Here is a 16,361-nt window from a genome sequence, read left to right on the forward strand (position 1 = left end):
AATCCAACTTCTTGGGAAGGTGGTTATTTTGGTATTTTCACAACCATTGAATTTACAAAAAAACGCAAAGGCGATATGCCTTTTGACGTAGAATTTGAAATGGAAGCTGATGAATTAACCGAAATTTTGGGTGAACCTCTGGTGTCAGATTCAAGTACGACTTGGCGTAAAAATATTACGGATAAACATGAATTAGTGGTTTTGGATAGTATTGTGGAAGGTCTTCCGAGTCGTTCAATGAAAATCAGTTTTGTGCATGAACCAAATTTATACACGATGGTAGACTATGAACTCAAAGGGTTATAAAAATTAAACTTAGCGGTTTAATTGAAACATTTATCAAACCGCTAAGTTACTATAAACGTTTATTATGAAATTATTTTATAGTCTAATGATTGTCATCTTATTAACTTCTTGTGTAGCTCCTAAAACTATGGTTAATAATCACGTTTATGCGCTTCGATTACGTCCAAATCAAGATTTAAAGCAAGAAATTGTTGCTTTTACGAAGGCGAATAATATCCAAGCAGGTTACATTATTACTTGCGTAGGAAGTCTAAAAAAAGCCAATCTTCGACTTGCTAATCAACCCGAAACCACCACTTGGGAAGATAAATTTGAAATTGTATCGCTCGTAGGTACATTTGGGGCAGATTCGGGAGTCCATATTCACGCTTCCATTTCGGACGGAACGGGCAAAACTATCGGTGGACATCTGATGGACGGCAACTTGATTTATACCACCGCCGAAATCATTATTGGCGAAGTTTTAGACGTAAAATTCGCTCGAAAATTAGATTCAATTACCACTTATGATGAGTTGTTTATTGAGAAGAAATAAGCCGTGAAAACCAAAATCTGCGAACTTTGTAAAATCGAAGAAACTACCCTCTTCCGTATCCAAATCCACAAAGGTAAAACATGGATTTTTGTCTGTGAATCTTGTTGTAATCAGTCAAAATCAAATCCAAACTATCATTATGGTGGAACTTGGAAAGGCTATCGGCATTAAAAAAATCCCCAAACCTTTTGAAGATTTGGGGATTTTTATTGGGTTATTTAGCAACTACTTCCCTAAAAACTTCGCCTTCCCGGCATCCAAAAAATCCGTAAATTCCTTAATGTTTTGGTCAAAAGCACGGGGTTCGAGCATTGGTTTTGGGTCACCGTTTGGATTTACTAAACAATAATATGGCTGCGCATTAGCATTGAATTTTGTAATTTCAAAATCAAGATTTTGGTCGCCCAAGGTTGTTTTCTCTAAACCATCATCTTTTGAGGTAAACCATTCATTTTTAGGCAATTCTGTTTTATCATCCACGTATAAAGCCACCACTACGTAATCATTTTTCAAACGTTTCAACACTTCTGGGTCAATCCAAACGCTGGCTTCCATCTTTCTGCAATTCACACAACCGTGTCCCGTAAAATCAATAAAAAGCGGCTTATTCACTTTCTTGGCATATTCTACGGCTTCTTCATAATCAAAAAATCCTTGAATTCCGTGTGGTAATTTCAAAAATGAATTGTACTTGACCGTTTTAGGGAAATCTGGATTTTGATTCTCAGAAGATTGCCCTGAAGAAGCTGATAACACAAAATCTTGGGTTTCTGTTGGTGGCAAAAGTCCCGACATAGCTTTCAATGGAGCGCCAAATAAGCCTGGAAAAAGATACACCACAAAAGAGAAAACCGCCAATGCAGCCATCAATCTTGGCACGCCCAATTTATCCACTTTATCATCGTGTGGCATTTGGAATTTACCCAATAAATGAAAGCCCATTAAGGTAAATACGGCAATCCATATTGATAAGAAAATCTCTCTATCCAAGATTCTCCAATGATATGTTTGGTCAACGGTACTGAAAAATTTGAGTGCCAAAGCCAATTCCAAGAAGCCAAAAAATACTTTAATCGTATTCATCCAACCGCCCGATTTAGGAATTTTTTTCAATAATTCGGGCGATAAAGCCAACAAGACAAACGGCGACGCAAGTCCCAAACCAAAGCCAAACATTCCGATGATTGGTTTAATGAATTTGCCCGAAGCACCCAATCCTAAAAGCGTACCCACGAATGGTCCCGTACACGAGAAAGATACCAAAGCCAACGTAAATGCCATGAAGAAAATACCAATCAAACCGCCTCTATCCGACTGTGCATCCACATTATTGACAAATTTTGAAGGTAATTGTATTTCAAATAACCCTAAAAATGAAAGTCCAAAAATGATAAAAATAGTAAAAAAGAGAAGATTCGGAATCCAGTGCGTACTGATAAAATTAGGAGCGGCTTGTCCCAACGTTGCGGCGATTACCGTTCCAAATAAAACGTAAATTCCAATAATTGAAGCGCCGTAGAGAAATGCTTTGCCAACGCCATTTTTTTGTTTGATAAAAAAACTAACGGTCATTGGAATCAATGGATATACGCATGGCGTAAGGCAAGTAGCTAAACCAACGCCCAAGGCAATTAAAAAGAAAGCTAATAATGATTGTTCTTCTTTTGGTTTCTCCGCAGAAACGGTGGTTGAAACCGCAGTTTCGGAAGAGTCAGAAACGACAACGGGCGTAGAAACTAAATTTGTAGCACTATCAGCGGTTTTTGTTTCGACTGTTTCAGTAGGGGTTGTAATCGCAGTAGTAGGAGTTGCGGTTGTTGTCTCCACAGACAGCGGTGATTCAACTTTATCTTTTACAAGGCTTTCAGTTTGGTCGTCGCTTTTTTTTTTTGAGAAGCGTCCGTAGTCGCACCAGCTTTTGCTTCAAGTTTGAAAGCCCCTTTTATCGGTACACATTGCCCAGTGGCATCAGAACAGGCTTGTCCATCATGCGAACCTTCAATAAGCACCTTATCTTTCAATATTTTAACCGATTGTCTAATTTCACCTTTTCCTTCAAAATAGGCTACATTCACTTCAAAAACCTCATCCTTTTTCTTGATTGGATTAATTGACTTTAGCTTTCCAACCAATTCATAAGTATCATTTGGTTTGAATTTTACGGTAGTAATAATTGGTCCACCTTCGTCAAAATCAGTAGCAAAGTGGTGCCAAGTTTTATCATTTTTTATCGTAAAAATAATATCCACCGTTTCACCAACGGCAGGATTTGGTTTTGATAATGCCCATGACCATTTGGAAGGTGTAACTTTTTGAGCATTCACACCCAAAGAAAGTATCAGAAGAGCAATTAGACTAAAAAATATCTTTTTCATTTGAAGCTGGTTTGTAATGGGTTATCAATGGTTAGGTTGATTTCCTTAATGTAAATGAGAATACACAAGATTTACGCATTTCATTACAAATTTAATAATAAAATGATGAAATGGGTAAAAGGCGGTAAAAAAAGGAAAAAGGATGAATTAGACAAAAATAGATAGTAATCAAAATTTGCCTCTTTTTACCTAATTCACCCTTTTCACCTAATTCATTTCTTTCTTCAATTTATCCTTGAACGTCTTTTGTAATTTATCCATTTTAGGCTTAATAACTACCTGACAATAAGGATTATGACCATTTAAATCATAATAATCTTGGTGATAATCTTCGGCTTTTGAATAGTTTGACAGAGGGGTAATTTCCGTTACGATTGGATTTGGAAAAACGTGTTCATCATTCAATTTTTTCTTCCAAGTTTCAGCCACCTGTTTTTGTGCTTCATTAGCATAAAAAACTGCCGAACGATATTGCGTTCCTTCATCTGCTCCTTGACGATTCAGCGTTGTTGGGTCGTGGGTTTTCCAAAATATCTCTAAAATAGTATCAAAAGACACTTTTTTAGGGTCGAAAGTTACTTGTACAACTTCCGCATGACCTGTATTACCCGTACATACTTCTCTGTACGAAGGATTTTTTGCCGTTCCGTTTGAATAACCAGATTCGACTTTCACTACACCTTCAATTTGTTGAAAAACGGCTTCAACGCACCAAAAACAACCAGCCCCAAAGGTGATTGTTTCCATTTCCGCCATATTGACTTTTTCTTCGTTCATTTTTTTGCTAATTTTCTGATTTTCAGTTTTTTGACCACACGATACGCTTGTAAATAATGTAATTATTCCAAGAATCATCGAATTTATTTTAGTATTCATGGTTGATAAAATTTAAAAGATGATGTAATTTTGCAATTTCGATGCGACCGTCGCTCGGATAGATATTCGTTTTGCAATGTTAGTTAAAACCGAAAAACAGTTATCAAATACAAAACCACAAAAGATGTTAAAAAGTTACACTTCATTATTTTTACAAAACTGGAAAGAATCTTTATCTAATCCGAGTTATGCCACAAAATTAGTCACGACTGTGGCAGTCTTTGTGTCGGGTGCCTTGCAATTTCCTACTTATTTTAGAAATATTCAAAAACGAAATGGTACTGATTTAAACGATTTTATCCTGGCTCATATTCCGTTTATTGACGTTTCAACTTATATTTTTGCTATGATCTATGGTTTACTGATTTATATGATTCTACAGATTCTAATGAAACCTCAACTGTTTTTATTGTTCGCCTTAACCTTCGTAATCGAAACAGTTTTTAGAATGACCACCATTTATTTTTTTCCGCTAAATCCTCCCGCAGATTTGGTTGTTCTTCACGATACTTTTGCGCAAATGTTGATTTATGGCGATACCGAACCTATTACGAAAGATTTATTTTTCTCGGGTCATACCGCAACCATGGTAATGATTTGTTTGTTTGTGGAAAGAAGAAAAGAGAAAATCGCTGCTATAATAGCTACTTTTGCCTTAGCTGCGTTGCTCTTAATCCAACACGTTCATTATACCGTAGATGTGATTGGCGCTTTATTTTTTACTTATATTTCATACCTAATCGCTCGGCAAATCGTTAATAAAAAGTGGCAGATCACGGTAGGTATAATGATTGGTTTTTATGTATTATTACAAACCGTTTTTTACTTAGGTTCAAAAATCGGTTAAGTGCAAAATGATATAAGGTTATATTTTATGATAATGTCTGAATTGATTTAAAAGATTATGTATTAATTTTGTCATCTAATTTCGAGTTAAAAATAACATCATCTATTTTAGCATTGTAAAAAATAGAAAATCAATATAATTTTTTATAGATTAATTAATAATTTTCTAACGAAATAATTACAATTTGATTACATTCAGTTAATTTGCATCGTTTTATCGAACTTAGAAAAATTAATTTTTAAATTTGATAAATAAGTAAATTCAGTTCTGCCCAACTGCATTTACTGGACAATTTAAAAAATAGTAAAACTTTCTTTTGTACAATTTTTACAAGACTAATTTTGTTGGAAATAAGTTAGTTTTTGTAGCGAGAACAACACCAAATAAGTTCTTGTAAACCACATAAATAAAGGGTAAAAATATGGTAAAGTTCGAGTACAAAACCTTCCAATTTGGCGAGGTTCTAACCCAGGAGCAAAAAGATTATTTCCGTAAATTCGGAGTAATCCACTTTAAAAATTTTATCAATGCTGACACTGTTAAAACTTTTATTGACGAATTAGATAAAATCGAAAAGAAATGGTTGGCAGAGGGTGTTGAAAAAATAAACGGGATTCCACTAAAATTTGGAAAAGACCCACAAGGTAACAAAATGATTCAGAGAATGTGCTTTACCAATAAGTATAGCCCACTTCTTGCTGAATTTTTGAAAGATCCACGCTTACAGATTTTAGTAGAATTATTAGCTCCTTACGATGGACGCATCAGCGATGAAGAAAAAGATGGTTTAGTTTTCAATCATTACGTGAATTCACCAAACAGCAAGTTCACGCAAATGGGATGGCATACAGACAGCCCACGTGATTTGTTTTTAGGTCAGAAAATCCTTCCTATGTTAAACGTTGGTATTCACTTGGATAATTGTCCAACTTCAAACGGAGGCTTAAAAGTATTGCCAGGAACTCAAAATCAGAGTGTTTTCAAGTTGTTGTTCGGTAAAAAACAATTCGTTGATCATAAACCTGATGTGCGTGAAGTAGGTTTTGAAATCGAAAGAGGAGATTTAACGGTACATGATGGTCGTTTGTGGCACCGTGTGGAGGTTTCGCCAAACATGGGTGAAAAATCTCGCCGTCGTGTCATGTATGTTCCTATCATTACGGGAAAGTATATGCCAAAAGATGAAAATAGTAAAACTCCTTTCTATCACCGTTTTGCGAAGGTAGTTCAGAAGTAATTTTTATAGAAAATTATCCATAAAAAAATAGCCGTGAAAATCAATTCACGGCTATTTTTTTATGTTTATAATTTCTATACTTTCCTTGCAAATTGAGCCTTCAAAACACCAATAATCATTGGAAGAACCGATACAACTACAATTCCTAAAACTACTTTTTCAAAATTATGCTTTACCCATTCGTTATTTCCTAAAAAATAGCCAATTGAAGTAATTCCAGTTACCCACAAAATAGCCCCAATAATACAGAATGTGATATATTTTGTATAAGTCATACTTCCCGCACCCGCTACGAAAGGAGCCACCGTCCGAACGATGGGAACAAAACGAGCCATGATAACCGCTTGTCCACCGTGTTTTTCATAGAATGCTTCTGTTTGCTCAATATGGCTACGTTTCAAGAATAATATCTTCTCTTTTGATTTGATAAAATTACTAAAGAATTTCCCCACAAAATAATTGACATTATCGCCCAGTAAAGCCGCTACAATCAACAACGGAATCACAAAAGTCAATTCTATTTTACCCGTTGCAGAAGCCAAAACACCCACCGCAAAAAGCAGTGAATCGCCTGGTAATAAAGGCATCACAATAAGCCCCGTTTCCACAAAAATAATCAAGAAAAGAAGTCCATAAGTCAGTGTTCCGTGGTCGGTAATGAACTGCGAAAGCGCAGCTAATGGATCTTTAAGGAGTTGTAAGACGAAGTTTATAATTTCCATTATATTTATTTGATGATTTGATGATTTGAAAATAAAAAATGCGTTAATTCGATACATTTTCAAATTAACACATTTCCAAATTTTCAAATTAAAATTTATTTATCTAAAAAGAAAGAAAAAGTATCTCCTCTCAAACCTAAACGTATGGTTTCTAATGAGATAACTTCATGTGGAGCGATATTTCCAACATTCACATTGGCACCAACCAATTTTACAAACCAAACTTGTTGGTCTTTTTTAGGCGCTTCCCAGATGATTTTATCTTCTGGAATTTCAGTTAAAATTTCTTCTACCAAACCCTGACGAACTTCACCCGATGCACGAAAAAGTCCAACGTTTCCACCTTCACGGGCTTCTCCGATAACTTTCCAAGCACCTGCTTCCAACTCCGCTTTCATCAATTTAATCCATTTGTAAGGTGGAATAATTTTGGTTTCGTCTTTTGAACCAACTTCCGAAAGTACCGTTACTTGCGTAGCTAACGTTCTGATATACTCACATTTATCGTCCTGATTCATTTCCAAAGACCCATCCGAAACTTCGGCGTATTCCATACCATATTGGTCAAGTACACGGCGATATTCATCGAATTGATTACGTACAATGAAGGCTTCAAACAAAGTACCTCCAAAATAAGTTGGAATTCCAGCGGCTTTGTATATGGCCAGCTTTTCTTTCAAATTAGGCGTTACAAAAGAAGTTGCCCAGCCCAATTTTACGATGTCAGTATAGGCACCACCCATTTCGATGAAATCTTCTGCCTCTCTGAGGCTCAACCCTTTATCCATCACCATTGTCAATCCTTTTTGGCGTGGCTTTACGGTTCTTTCGGGTATTTGGTCAAGTGGATAATTCATATTTTATAATTGTTATTTTTATTGGTAATTGGTAATCGACGATTAGTGATTTTAGAATAGAAAAATTATATAATCTCCTAATAATCAAACATTTAATATCAAACATGAATACTATTTACTATTTAATATTCACGAATAATTAGTTAACAGACTACAAAAATACTGATAACCTTTTTATTCCACAAACTATCATCTCAACAGATTGTGTTAATTTAATATTAGTTTTACTCAATACCTTGATAATCAGATATTTAAATATTTTAAAAAAATAACTTTTCTTAGAATTTATAAAATATTATATAAATTTATTGTTTTAATAAACAGTGTTCAGTAAGTTTACAACGTTTTATATAAAATTTATCAATGATGAAAAAACTGATTGCTTTATTAATTATTTCTTTTTGTTTGGTGAATGTTGGGCATTCTCAATCTGTAACAAAAGATGCTGTTTTGGGCGACTGGATTCCAGAAAGTAAAGACGGAAAAATTTCGATTTATAAACAAGGAGAAAAATATTTTGGAAAGGTCTCGGCGGGAAAAAACGGTGAAAAAAAAGACGTTAATAACCCCGATGAAAAATTAAGAACACAATCAATTATTGGTTCTGTAATTTTGAAAGATTTTGAATTTTCAGGGAAATATTGGGAAAATGGCACCATCTATGACCCAAACAACGGTAAAACGTATTCGTGCAATATCAAAATAAAAAAACCTAACGAACTCGAAATCAGAGGGTTTATAGGGATATCAATCTTGGGAAGAACGACAGTTTGGACGAGAGCAAAGTAATTTGATGATGTGTTAATTTGAAAGTTTGATAATGAGAGACACAACTATTTATACCGTTATCAAATTTGCATGTTAGCAAATTCTCAAATTAAAGTATTTTCAAATTAAAAATAATGGGCATTTTAGAAAGAAAAGAACGGGACAAGCAGGAAATGAGGTTAATGATTTTGGAAACCGCCAAAGAAGTTTTTATTGAAGAAGGCTTCCAGAAGGCTTCTATACGTGCCATTGCCGAGAAAATTGAGTACAGTCCTGCCACAATTTATTTATACTACAAGGACAAAAACGAGCTTTTCTTTGCCGTTCATGAATTGGGTTTTGATAAATTATTGGAAGAAATGACGGTTGCGATTGAAGGCATCACCGACCCATTTGAAGAATTACGTCGTCGTGGGTACGCCTACATGAAATTTGCCTTTGAAAATCCTGAAATGTACGATTTGATGTTCATTTTGAATGCTCCGATGGATACGCTTAAAGAAGAAGATAAATGGAATAGTGGTCATAAATGTTTTGCGCTTTTGTGCGAAACTCTTCAACGAGGAATTGAGTCTAAACAGTTGAAATTCAATAATGTGGAAATTGCGGCGATGTCAATTTGGTCATTCATGCACGGAATGGTTTCGCTAAAAATTCGGAACAGATTCAAGAAATTTAACGAGCAAACGGATATAAATTTATTGATGACTGCCTCTTTGGAACAGATGATTGAGTTGGTAAAAGTTTAGGTTAAGCGGTGAGATTTTAGCTTTGAGCAATGAGCTAAAAATCGACAAACAACTCATTGCTCAAAGCTAAAAAATGAATCAAGCATTAGATTTTTTTAAAAGTAGTATTGGTAAATCTTCCTCAGAAATGAGTCCATCTCCATTCGGGCGGTGGTTGAATGGAACGTTGATAGCGGTTGAAGAAAATTCGCTTACGGCAGAATTTATAGTTCGGACGGATATGTGTAATCCAGGCGAAATCATGCACGGAGGCGTTGCAACAGGCATAATGGACGATTTGATTGGCATGACGGTCTTCTCATCAGGAACTCAAGTTTTCTATTCGACAGTAAATTTGAGCGTAGATTTTTTATTTGCCGCAAAGCCAAATGAAAAATTGACGGCAAAATCAAAAATCGTGAGAATGGGCAAAAAAATTGCTCACGCCGAAGCAGAAATTCGTAACGAAGCGGGGCAAATTATTGCAAAATGTACGACCAATTTGGTGGCAACTTCAAATGTGATTAAATAGGGATTGGGAATTGGAGATTAGGAAAATAAGGATTGGAGAAATGGGAAATCGGGAAATTGAGGGTAAAACCCTAATCCCTAATTTCCCAATTCGCTAATTCCCAATTAATTAACCCCAAAAACCTAATCCCTAAACTTTAATCTTATACTAAACACTGTTAAGTAAATACTATCTGTTTATGAAACCTCTTTTATTAATGATGTTATTGAGTTTTGGTGCTTTAGGGCAATCCGAGATTTTGAATAACTACGTGCAGGAAGGTCTGAAAAATAGTCAGACGTTAAAGCAACAAAATTTTCAGTTACAAAAAGCCGTTTTCGCCCTCAGCGAAGCCAAAACGCTTTTTAAACCAAACGTCAATTTTAATACGACCCTTTCAACGGCACAGGGTGGGCGGAAAATTGAAATTCCCATTGGCGATTTGGTCAATCCAGTTTATAGCACCCTCAATAAACTGACCCAAACTAACTCTTTTCCACAAATCCAGAATTCATCCGAACAATTAGTTCCGAAAGATTTTTATGATGTTCGTATCAAAACGACCATGCCGCTGATTAACGCTGAATTGAGATACAATCAGGCTATAAAACAAGACCAAATCACACTGCAACAGTCTGAAATTCAAGTATATAAACGTGAATTGGTTAGAGATATAAAGTTGGCGTACATTAATTACCTGAAAGCTACGGAAGCAATTAAAGTGTATGAAAATGCCTTAAAAATTGTGCGTGAATCGGAACGGGTCAATGAAATTTTGATAAAAAATGGTTCGGCAAATCCAACGGTTCTGGTGCGTACTCGCAATGAAATTGCAAAAATTAATGCTGAGTTTGACAATGCACGAGGAAATCAGAAAAATGCGGCGGCCTACTTTAATTTTTTATTGAACAAAGATTTTACCGAAAAGATAACTTTGGACAGTTTGGGCAAAAGCGGATTAAAAAGTGATTTATCGGAAGGACACCGTGAAGAATTGGACAAAATCCAGACGGGTATTAATATTAACCGTCAACTATTGGGCATAAATCAGTCCTACAAAAAGTTTAAAATTGGGGCATCTTTAGACCTTGGTTCGCAGGGAAGATTCGCTCAAATTGTCAGTGCCGATAAGAACTTTTTTGCGCCAAATGCCTTCGTACTTTTGGGTGTTTCGTTCGACTTACCCGTTTATTCATTTGGACGTAATCAATTGAAAATCAAGCAGTCAGAAATGGAAATTGCTTCGTTGGATGCTCAATTACAACAAGTTAAAAATCAATTAGATTTACAGGCTGAGTTAGCCAAAAACTCCTTAAATTCTGCCAAAGAAATTTACGAATCGAAGGCTTCGCAAGTCAGTACAGCCGAACGATATTACCGTGATATGTTTCGGAGATACAAAGAAGGAAATTTGAACTTTATTGAGTTGTTAGATGCCCAAACCCAGATAACTACTGCTCAATTACAACAATCTATTTCGCTGTATGATGTGTGGATAAAATGGGTAGAATTGGAGCGAGCAAAGGCGAATTTTGAATTGAAATAGCTCAAGTTAAAAACTGTAAATTATTCCCAAATTAAATTGATTGAATAATCTTTAAAACAACCATCAATTGAAATCAAAGGCATTTTTTCGATAATTGATTGAGTAATAATGATACGGTCGAATGGGTCTTTATGATGAAAAGGAAGATTAATTAGATACTCAAAATGTTCAAATTCAACAGCTAATATTTCGATTCCATTTTCCCACATAAGTTTTGGTAAATCTTGATATGAAGTATTTATTTCTAATTTCCCAAGACTCAATTTAATAGCCATTTCCCATAAAGTTGCTTGGCTAATAAAACAGGTGTTATCGGGATTTGAAATTTCGGATTTTGCAGTTAGGCTTAATTGAGAATCACCTTCTAAAAACCAAATAAGTGTGTGCGTGTCAAGCAATAAATTCATGGCATATATTCTTTGAAGTCGTCTAATGGCTCATTAAAATCTTTGGACATTTTGAAAGTCCCTTTGGCAGAACCGAAAATAGGTACACGCTTTTTCTCCATTGGTTTTTCAAATTGCTTTGTCAATAGAAAATCAAGGTAAAGCGATAAATCACGCTTCAATTCATCCGATTGAAGCAAATTGATTTTTGATTGTAACATACGGTCGCTCATTTTAGCATAAATTTTAAACAAATATAAGTAAATAATTAACACAAACTTTCGGGTTTGTCCAAAAATATAAACGATAACAAATACTTTAAACATGAAAAAAATATCCATATTATTCTTCCTAATTACTTCATTATTAATGAGTTGTGGAAAGAAAAAAGAATCTAAAAAAGCCTTGATTGAAGATGATATCGTGGCGGTAAAATTAGTTGATGTTTCTCAAGCAAACTCTACGGAAGCCTTGAAAGTCTCAGGCTTGGTTGCCTCATTGGAAGAGGCTCGTTTGTCATTCAAAACGGGCGGAATCATCGAAAAAATTTACGTAAAAGAAGGTCAAAACGTGCGTAAAGGGCAATTATTGGCCACTTTAAATCTTACTGAAATCAATGCTCAAGTGCAACAAGCCTCTGAAAGTGTGCAAAAATCTGAACGAGATTTAAAGCGTGTCACCAACCTTTACCGTGATTCTGTTGCTACTTTAGAACAAGTCCAGAACCTCACAACTGCCCTCAGCGTGGCAAAACAATCCTTAGAAATTGTTTCGTATAATCAAGGTTATTCCAAAATTTATTCTTCAGCAAATGGCGTAATTGTCAAAAAATTGATGAACGAAGGTGAACTCGCAGGCCCGGGAACGCCCGTTTTTTTTATGAATGCTTCGGGAGCAAATGATTGGGCCATGAAAGTGGGAATTGCTGACAAAGATTGGACTCGTTTACACATAGGCGACCGTGCAACCGTAAATTTAGACGCTTTTCCAGAAATAACTTTCTCGGCTGTAATCTCAAATCTTTCACAAGGAGCAGACGTAAATTCAGGGCTTTATCAAGCTGAATTAAAGCTGAATACGCAAGGCAAAAAAATGGCCACTGGACTTTTCGGAAATGCACAAATTACCCCTTCAATGATTCAAAAACACACTTCTATTCCAATTGATGCCATTGTGGAAGGCAATGGTGATGAGGCTTTTGTGTATGTAGTTGATAATGGGAAGGCTCGTAAAATGCCAATTAAATTAGTGGGTGTTGATAATGTGAGGGCTTTTGTGGGCAGTGGTTTAGTGGGAGTTACACAGGTCATAACGGATGGTTCGGCTTATTTGGTTGAGGGCAGTAAGGTGAAAGTTGTAAAATAAAATCATGATGAAAATCTCTGAATTCTCAGTAAAAAATTACCAATTCACCCTCGTTGTGTTTTTGGGAATATTATCCATCGGTATCTTCTCTTTATTGAATATGCCCCGTGGCGAAGACCCCGAGTTTTCGTCGCCCCAGTACGGCATAACCGTCATTTATCCAGGTGCATCTCCTAAAGATGTTGAAGAGTTAGTGGCGGATGTCGTTGAAAAACGGCTCAATGAATTGGACAATATGCAACGTGTCCGTAGTACCATCGTGGACGGTGCCGCAATCTTCCAAGTTGAATACGATTTTGATTCTGACCCCGAAGAAAAATACCAAGAAGTGGTGCGTGAAATGAACGCCGTTCGCAAGGATTTACCCGCTGAAATTTTGGATGTTCGCATCGAAAGATACCAACCCGATGGCGTAAATATTTACCAATTTGCCTTAGTTTCTGAGAATTTGCCTTACAATAAATTAGAAAAATATGCCGATGATTTAGAAAATCGGTTGGAGAAAGTTTCAGCGCTCAAAAACATCAAATCGTGGGGATTTCCGAAACGGAAAATTTCCGTAGAATTAAATTTAAGCAAATTAGCCCAAGATAAAATCCCGCTCAATCGGGTATTGGGGGCAATTCAATCGGAAAATGTCAATATCCCAGGTGGTTCAATTAATTTATCTTCCAAAAAATTTAACGTCAAAACTTCAGGAAATTATAAAGATATTGATGAAATAAAAAATACAATTATCTTCTCGAACGGAACAAAAATCGTATTACTCAGAGACATTGCTGAGGTCAAATACGATTATGAAGACGAAACCCACAAAACCCGCCTCAACGGTCACCGGAGTGTGTTTGTAACGGCTTGTCAGAAATTTGGGCAAAATATTATCAAAGTACGCTCACAAGCCGACCCGGTGGTCGAAGAATTCAAAAACACACTTCCTCCGTCGGTCGATTTAGTCAAAGTATTCGACCAAGCCGAGTCCGTCCAAAAGCGTTTGGCACGTTTTGCCAAAGATTTTGGCATTGCTATTTTGTTGGTGCTTATCACATTATTGCCTTTGGGTTCACGGGCGAGTTTGGTGGTAATGATTTCGATTCCGCTTTCGCTCGCCATCGGATTGACGCTTTTATATGCTTTAGGTTTCTCCATAAATCAACTTTCAATCGTTGGAATGATTGTGGCTCTGGGAATTTTGGTGGATGATTCTATCGTGGTCGTTGAAAATATCGAGCGATTTATGCGCATGGGCATTCCCAAAAAACAAGCCGCCATCGATGCTACCAAACAAATTAGTTTGGCCGTTATTGGCTGTACAATTCTCTTGATTTTTGCTTTTTTACCCGTTGCCAATTTACCCGAAGCCGCCGGTAAATTCATCCGAAGTTTACCCATGGCAGTATCCGTAACGGTGTTTGCTTCGATGTTGGTTGCTCTTACCATTGTGCCTTTTTTATCCAGTGTTTTACTAAAAAATCACGAAAATCCCGAAGGAAATTTCATCTTGCGGGGCATGAAAAAAATCATTTCGGCTACTTACGGAAAATTGATGACTTGGTGTTTGAAACACCCAAAAATTACGCTGACTATTTCAATAGCCGTATTTGTTGGCGTGATGTTTATCGCAAAATTATTTTTAGGATTCTCGCTTTTCCCAACTTCCGAAAAGCCGATGTTCCTCGTGAACGTAAGTACGCCCGTGGGTACAAACTTACAAGCAACCGATAAAGTGGTACGTTTTGTGGAAACAGAATTGAAAAAAGTGCCACAAATCAAGAACATCGCCGCAAACGTTGGAAGGAGTAATCCGAGAATATATTATAACATTATTGGCGGGCCAGAAACCGAAAATATAGGGCAAGTTTTTGTCTTGTTGGAAGACATGGAAACCCGTGATAAAAAGGTAATCATTAATCAATTACGGGAGAAATTTATGAATTATCCCAACGCCAAAGTTGAAGTAAAAGATTTTGAACAGGGTCCACCTTTGGAAGCACCTTTAGCGTACAGAATTTTCGGAAATAATTTAGATAGCCTCAGAATCGTAGCCGCCCAAATCGAAAAAGTTTTGGCTGACCAACCAGGCACAATTTACGTAGCAAACCCACTGAAAGTACAACCAACCGATTTTCAGACAATTATTAATCGTGAAAAAGCGGGACTTTTGGGCGTTAATATTTCGGATATAGATCGGGTTGTGCGTTTGGGTTTGGTGGGTTTAAACGTTGGCACTTTCAGAGAAGAAGGACAAACTGACGACTATAATATTAATGTTTCGATACCCCGAAGCAATATAAAACAAGATTTAGGTGTATTTTCTAATTTGTACGTCAACAACATTTTGGGAACGGCAATTCCGTTGAAACAATTGGTTGAAATAAAATTTGAAACTTCGCCAACCCAGATTAGACATTACAATAAAGATAGGTATGTAACGATTACAGCATTTTTAAAATCGGGATTTAATACCTCTGTCGTGAATCAAGAATTGGTTAAAAAGTTAACTAATTTCAAATTTCCTCAAGGATTTTCGTTCAAAGTGGCGGGTGAAGCCGAAAATGCCGAGAAATCATTTGGCGGTATAGGGGTAATCATCCTGATAACTGTCTTTGGGATGATTTCTATTCTAATTTTAGAGTTTGGCAATTTCAAATCAACCTTAATCGTGCTTTCTGTGATTCCTTTGGGGATTGTTGGAGCAATTGTAGGATTGTTAATTGCAGGAGAAACTTTAGGATTTACCTCCATCATCGGTTTTATTGCTTTGATTGGCATTGAAATCAAAAACTCGCTTCTCTTAGTCGATTTTACCAACCAACTTCGGGAGGAAGGTATGGAACTCGACGAGGCCATTCATCAAGCGGGCGAAGTTCGATTTGTTCCAATTTTGTTGACTTCATTTACCGCAATTGGAGGGATGATTCCTTTAGTTTTGGAATATTCAGATTTGTATTCGCCCTTAGCAATCGTGTTAATTGGCGGTATAACAAGTTCAACTTTACTGGCACGTTTGGTTACGCCCGTAATGTATAAATTATTACCTCCTAAGATTACCTTAAAAAACCAATCTTAGAAAAATTAAATTATCTTAATAATTATATAAGATTTATGATTAATGATAGTTTAACAATAATTATAAAAAAATAACTTTTTTGTGGCACTAAGTTGCAGAATATATCGTTAAAACGTCATATCATTATTAAAAATTTAAAATTTTCAAGGCAATGAAATTCAACACCAGCACATTGACACAGTTTTTATCACGGAATTTTTATATAAATCCAAGGTTGATAGCTCCCCAAAAACGC

The 16,361-nt window shown here is 36.0% G+C and carries 18 protein-coding genes; 11 read left to right on the forward strand and 7 right to left on the reverse strand.

Annotated features, from left to right (window positions below; genetic code table 11):
- The 3 genes from AC1W31_RS17935 to AC1W31_RS17945 form a co-directional block, all read left to right on the forward strand.
- A partial coding sequence (locus AC1W31_RS17935; RefSeq protein WP_481735865.1) for a hypothetical protein occupies nucleotides 1–306 on the forward strand: 306 nt, incomplete at its 5' end.
- A 64-nt stretch (nucleotides 307–370) separates the two neighbouring features.
- Nucleotides 371–841: a PPC domain-containing DNA-binding protein gene (locus tag AC1W31_RS17940; RefSeq protein WP_481735866.1), complete on the forward strand. Its 471-nt coding sequence runs from the start codon at nucleotides 371–373 to the stop codon at nucleotides 839–841.
- 3 nt (nucleotides 842–844) lie between these two features.
- Complete coding sequence (locus AC1W31_RS17945) at nucleotides 845–1,012, forward strand: hypothetical protein (RefSeq protein ID WP_481735867.1); 168 nt, start codon at nucleotides 845–847, stop codon at nucleotides 1,010–1,012.
- 54 nt (nucleotides 1,013–1,066) lie between these two features.
- Here the strand turns inward: AC1W31_RS17945 and AC1W31_RS17950 are convergent, their stop codons facing one another.
- From AC1W31_RS17950 to msrA, 3 genes are all read right to left on the reverse strand, one after another.
- Complete coding sequence (locus AC1W31_RS17950; RefSeq protein ID WP_481735868.1) at nucleotides 1,067–2,668, reverse strand: protein-disulfide reductase DsbD family protein; 1,602 nt, start codon at nucleotides 2,666–2,668, stop codon at nucleotides 1,067–1,069.
- A gap of 26 nt (nucleotides 2,669–2,694) precedes the next feature.
- Nucleotides 2,695–3,216, reverse strand: a complete 522-nt coding sequence (locus tag AC1W31_RS17955) for a hypothetical protein (RefSeq protein ID WP_481735869.1) — start codon at nucleotides 3,214–3,216, stop codon at nucleotides 2,695–2,697.
- Nucleotides 3,217–3,423: 207 nt separating this feature from the next.
- Nucleotides 3,424–4,092, reverse strand: a complete 669-nt coding sequence (gene msrA, locus AC1W31_RS17960; RefSeq protein WP_481735870.1) for a peptide-methionine (S)-S-oxide reductase MsrA — start codon at nucleotides 4,090–4,092, stop codon at nucleotides 3,424–3,426.
- Between the two features lie 124 nt (nucleotides 4,093–4,216).
- On the opposite strand from msrA, the gene AC1W31_RS17965 reads away from it, so the two are divergent.
- Nucleotides 4,217–4,939, forward strand: a complete 723-nt coding sequence (locus AC1W31_RS17965; protein WP_481735871.1) for a phosphatase PAP2-related protein — start codon at nucleotides 4,217–4,219, stop codon at nucleotides 4,937–4,939.
- A 421-nt stretch (nucleotides 4,940–5,360) separates the two neighbouring features.
- Nucleotides 5,361–6,176, forward strand: a complete 816-nt coding sequence (locus AC1W31_RS17970) for a phytanoyl-CoA dioxygenase family protein (protein WP_481735872.1) — start codon at nucleotides 5,361–5,363, stop codon at nucleotides 6,174–6,176.
- Nucleotides 6,177–6,250: 74 nt separating this feature from the next.
- Here AC1W31_RS17970 and AC1W31_RS17975 read toward each other — a convergent pair whose 3' ends face one another.
- Both AC1W31_RS17975 and AC1W31_RS17980 read right to left on the reverse strand, forming a co-directional pair.
- Nucleotides 6,251–6,898, reverse strand: coding sequence for a VTT domain-containing protein (locus tag AC1W31_RS17975; protein ID WP_481735873.1), 648 nt, complete (start codon nucleotides 6,896–6,898; stop codon nucleotides 6,251–6,253).
- Nucleotides 6,899–6,993: 95 nt separating this feature from the next.
- Entirely contained in the window at nucleotides 6,994–7,755 is a 762-nt protein-coding gene (locus tag AC1W31_RS17980; protein WP_481735874.1) for a phosphosulfolactate synthase, read from the reverse strand.
- A 363-nt stretch (nucleotides 7,756–8,118) separates the two neighbouring features.
- Between AC1W31_RS17980 and AC1W31_RS17985 the strand changes: the two genes are divergently transcribed.
- The 4 genes from AC1W31_RS17985 (at nucleotide 8,119) to AC1W31_RS18000 (ending at nucleotide 11,308) form a co-directional block, all read left to right on the forward strand.
- Nucleotides 8,119–8,544 carry a DUF2147 domain-containing protein gene (locus tag AC1W31_RS17985; RefSeq protein WP_481735875.1) on the forward strand — a complete coding sequence of 142 codons (426 nt, stop codon included), beginning with the start codon at nucleotides 8,119–8,121 and terminating at the stop codon, nucleotides 8,542–8,544.
- A 113-nt stretch (nucleotides 8,545–8,657) separates the two neighbouring features.
- Nucleotides 8,658–9,272, forward strand: coding sequence for a TetR/AcrR family transcriptional regulator (locus AC1W31_RS17990; protein ID WP_481735876.1), 615 nt, complete (start codon nucleotides 8,658–8,660; stop codon nucleotides 9,270–9,272).
- A 73-nt stretch (nucleotides 9,273–9,345) separates the two neighbouring features.
- Nucleotides 9,346–9,783: a PaaI family thioesterase gene (locus AC1W31_RS17995; protein WP_481735877.1), complete on the forward strand. Its 438-nt coding sequence runs from the start codon at nucleotides 9,346–9,348 to the stop codon at nucleotides 9,781–9,783.
- 178 nt (nucleotides 9,784–9,961) lie between these two features.
- A complete protein-coding gene (locus AC1W31_RS18000) occupies nucleotides 9,962–11,308 on the forward strand; it encodes a TolC family protein (RefSeq protein WP_481735878.1) in 1,347 nt (448 codons plus the stop codon).
- 20 nt (nucleotides 11,309–11,328) lie between these two features.
- On the opposite strand, the gene AC1W31_RS18005 is transcribed toward AC1W31_RS18000, so the two are convergent.
- Both AC1W31_RS18005 and vapB read right to left on the reverse strand, forming a co-directional pair.
- A complete protein-coding gene (locus tag AC1W31_RS18005) occupies nucleotides 11,329–11,715 on the reverse strand; it encodes a type II toxin-antitoxin system VapC family toxin (protein ID WP_481735879.1) in 387 nt (128 codons plus the stop codon).
- Nucleotides 11,712–11,915, reverse strand: coding sequence for a type II toxin-antitoxin system VapB family antitoxin (gene vapB / locus AC1W31_RS18010; protein WP_481735880.1), 204 nt, complete (start codon nucleotides 11,913–11,915; stop codon nucleotides 11,712–11,714). Before vapB ends, AC1W31_RS18005 begins: the two co-directional genes overlap by 4 nt.
- A gap of 103 nt (nucleotides 11,916–12,018) precedes the next feature.
- Here vapB and AC1W31_RS18015 point away from each other — a divergent pair, with 103 nt between their 5' ends.
- Both AC1W31_RS18015 and AC1W31_RS18020 read left to right on the forward strand, forming a co-directional pair.
- On the forward strand, nucleotides 12,019–13,059 hold the full coding sequence (locus AC1W31_RS18015; protein WP_481735881.1) for an efflux RND transporter periplasmic adaptor subunit: 1,041 nt from the start codon (nucleotides 12,019–12,021) through the stop codon (nucleotides 13,057–13,059).
- 4 nt (nucleotides 13,060–13,063) lie between these two features.
- Entirely contained in the window at nucleotides 13,064–16,126 is a 3,063-nt protein-coding gene (locus AC1W31_RS18020; RefSeq protein WP_481735882.1) for an efflux RND transporter permease subunit, read from the forward strand.
- The last annotated feature ends 235 nt before the right edge of the window (nucleotides 16,127–16,361 follow it).

The sequence above is a fragment of the Arcicella sp. genome (assembly GCF_964672035.1).

Bases quoted from the DNA above. Each gene is read 5' to 3' on its own strand.
- AC1W31_RS17940 (WP_481735866.1), top strand. From the start codon at position 371: ATGAAATTATTTTATAGTCTAATGATTGTCATCTTATTAACTTCTTGT.
- AC1W31_RS17955 (WP_481735869.1), bottom strand. From the start codon at position 3,216: ATGAAAAAGATATTTTTTAGTCTAATTGCTCTTCTGATACTTTCTTTG.
- msrA (WP_481735870.1), bottom strand. From the start codon at position 4,092: ATGAATACTAAAATAAATTCGATGATTCTTGGAATAATTACATTATTT.
- AC1W31_RS17965 (WP_481735871.1), top strand. From the start codon at position 4,217: ATGTTAAAAAGTTACACTTCATTATTTTTACAAAACTGGAAAGAATCT.
- AC1W31_RS17970 (WP_481735872.1), top strand. From the start codon at position 5,361: ATGGTAAAGTTCGAGTACAAAACCTTCCAATTTGGCGAGGTTCTAACC.
- AC1W31_RS17975 (WP_481735873.1), bottom strand. From the start codon at position 6,898: ATGGAAATTATAAACTTCGTCTTACAACTCCTTAAAGATCCATTAGCT.
- AC1W31_RS17980 (WP_481735874.1), bottom strand. From the start codon at position 7,755: ATGAATTATCCACTTGACCAAATACCCGAAAGAACCGTAAAGCCACGC.
- AC1W31_RS17985 (WP_481735875.1), top strand. From the start codon at position 8,119: ATGATGAAAAAACTGATTGCTTTATTAATTATTTCTTTTTGTTTGGTG.
- AC1W31_RS17990 (WP_481735876.1), top strand. From the start codon at position 8,658: ATGGGCATTTTAGAAAGAAAAGAACGGGACAAGCAGGAAATGAGGTTA.
- AC1W31_RS17995 (WP_481735877.1), top strand. From the start codon at position 9,346: ATGAATCAAGCATTAGATTTTTTTAAAAGTAGTATTGGTAAATCTTCC.
- AC1W31_RS18000 (WP_481735878.1), top strand. From the start codon at position 9,962: ATGAAACCTCTTTTATTAATGATGTTATTGAGTTTTGGTGCTTTAGGG.
- AC1W31_RS18005 (WP_481735879.1), bottom strand. From the start codon at position 11,715: ATGAATTTATTGCTTGACACGCACACACTTATTTGGTTTTTAGAAGGT.
- vapB (WP_481735880.1), bottom strand. From the start codon at position 11,915: ATGTTACAATCAAAAATCAATTTGCTTCAATCGGATGAATTGAAGCGT.
- AC1W31_RS18015 (WP_481735881.1), top strand. From the start codon at position 12,019: ATGAAAAAAATATCCATATTATTCTTCCTAATTACTTCATTATTAATG.
- AC1W31_RS18020 (WP_481735882.1), top strand. From the start codon at position 13,064: ATGATGAAAATCTCTGAATTCTCAGTAAAAAATTACCAATTCACCCTC.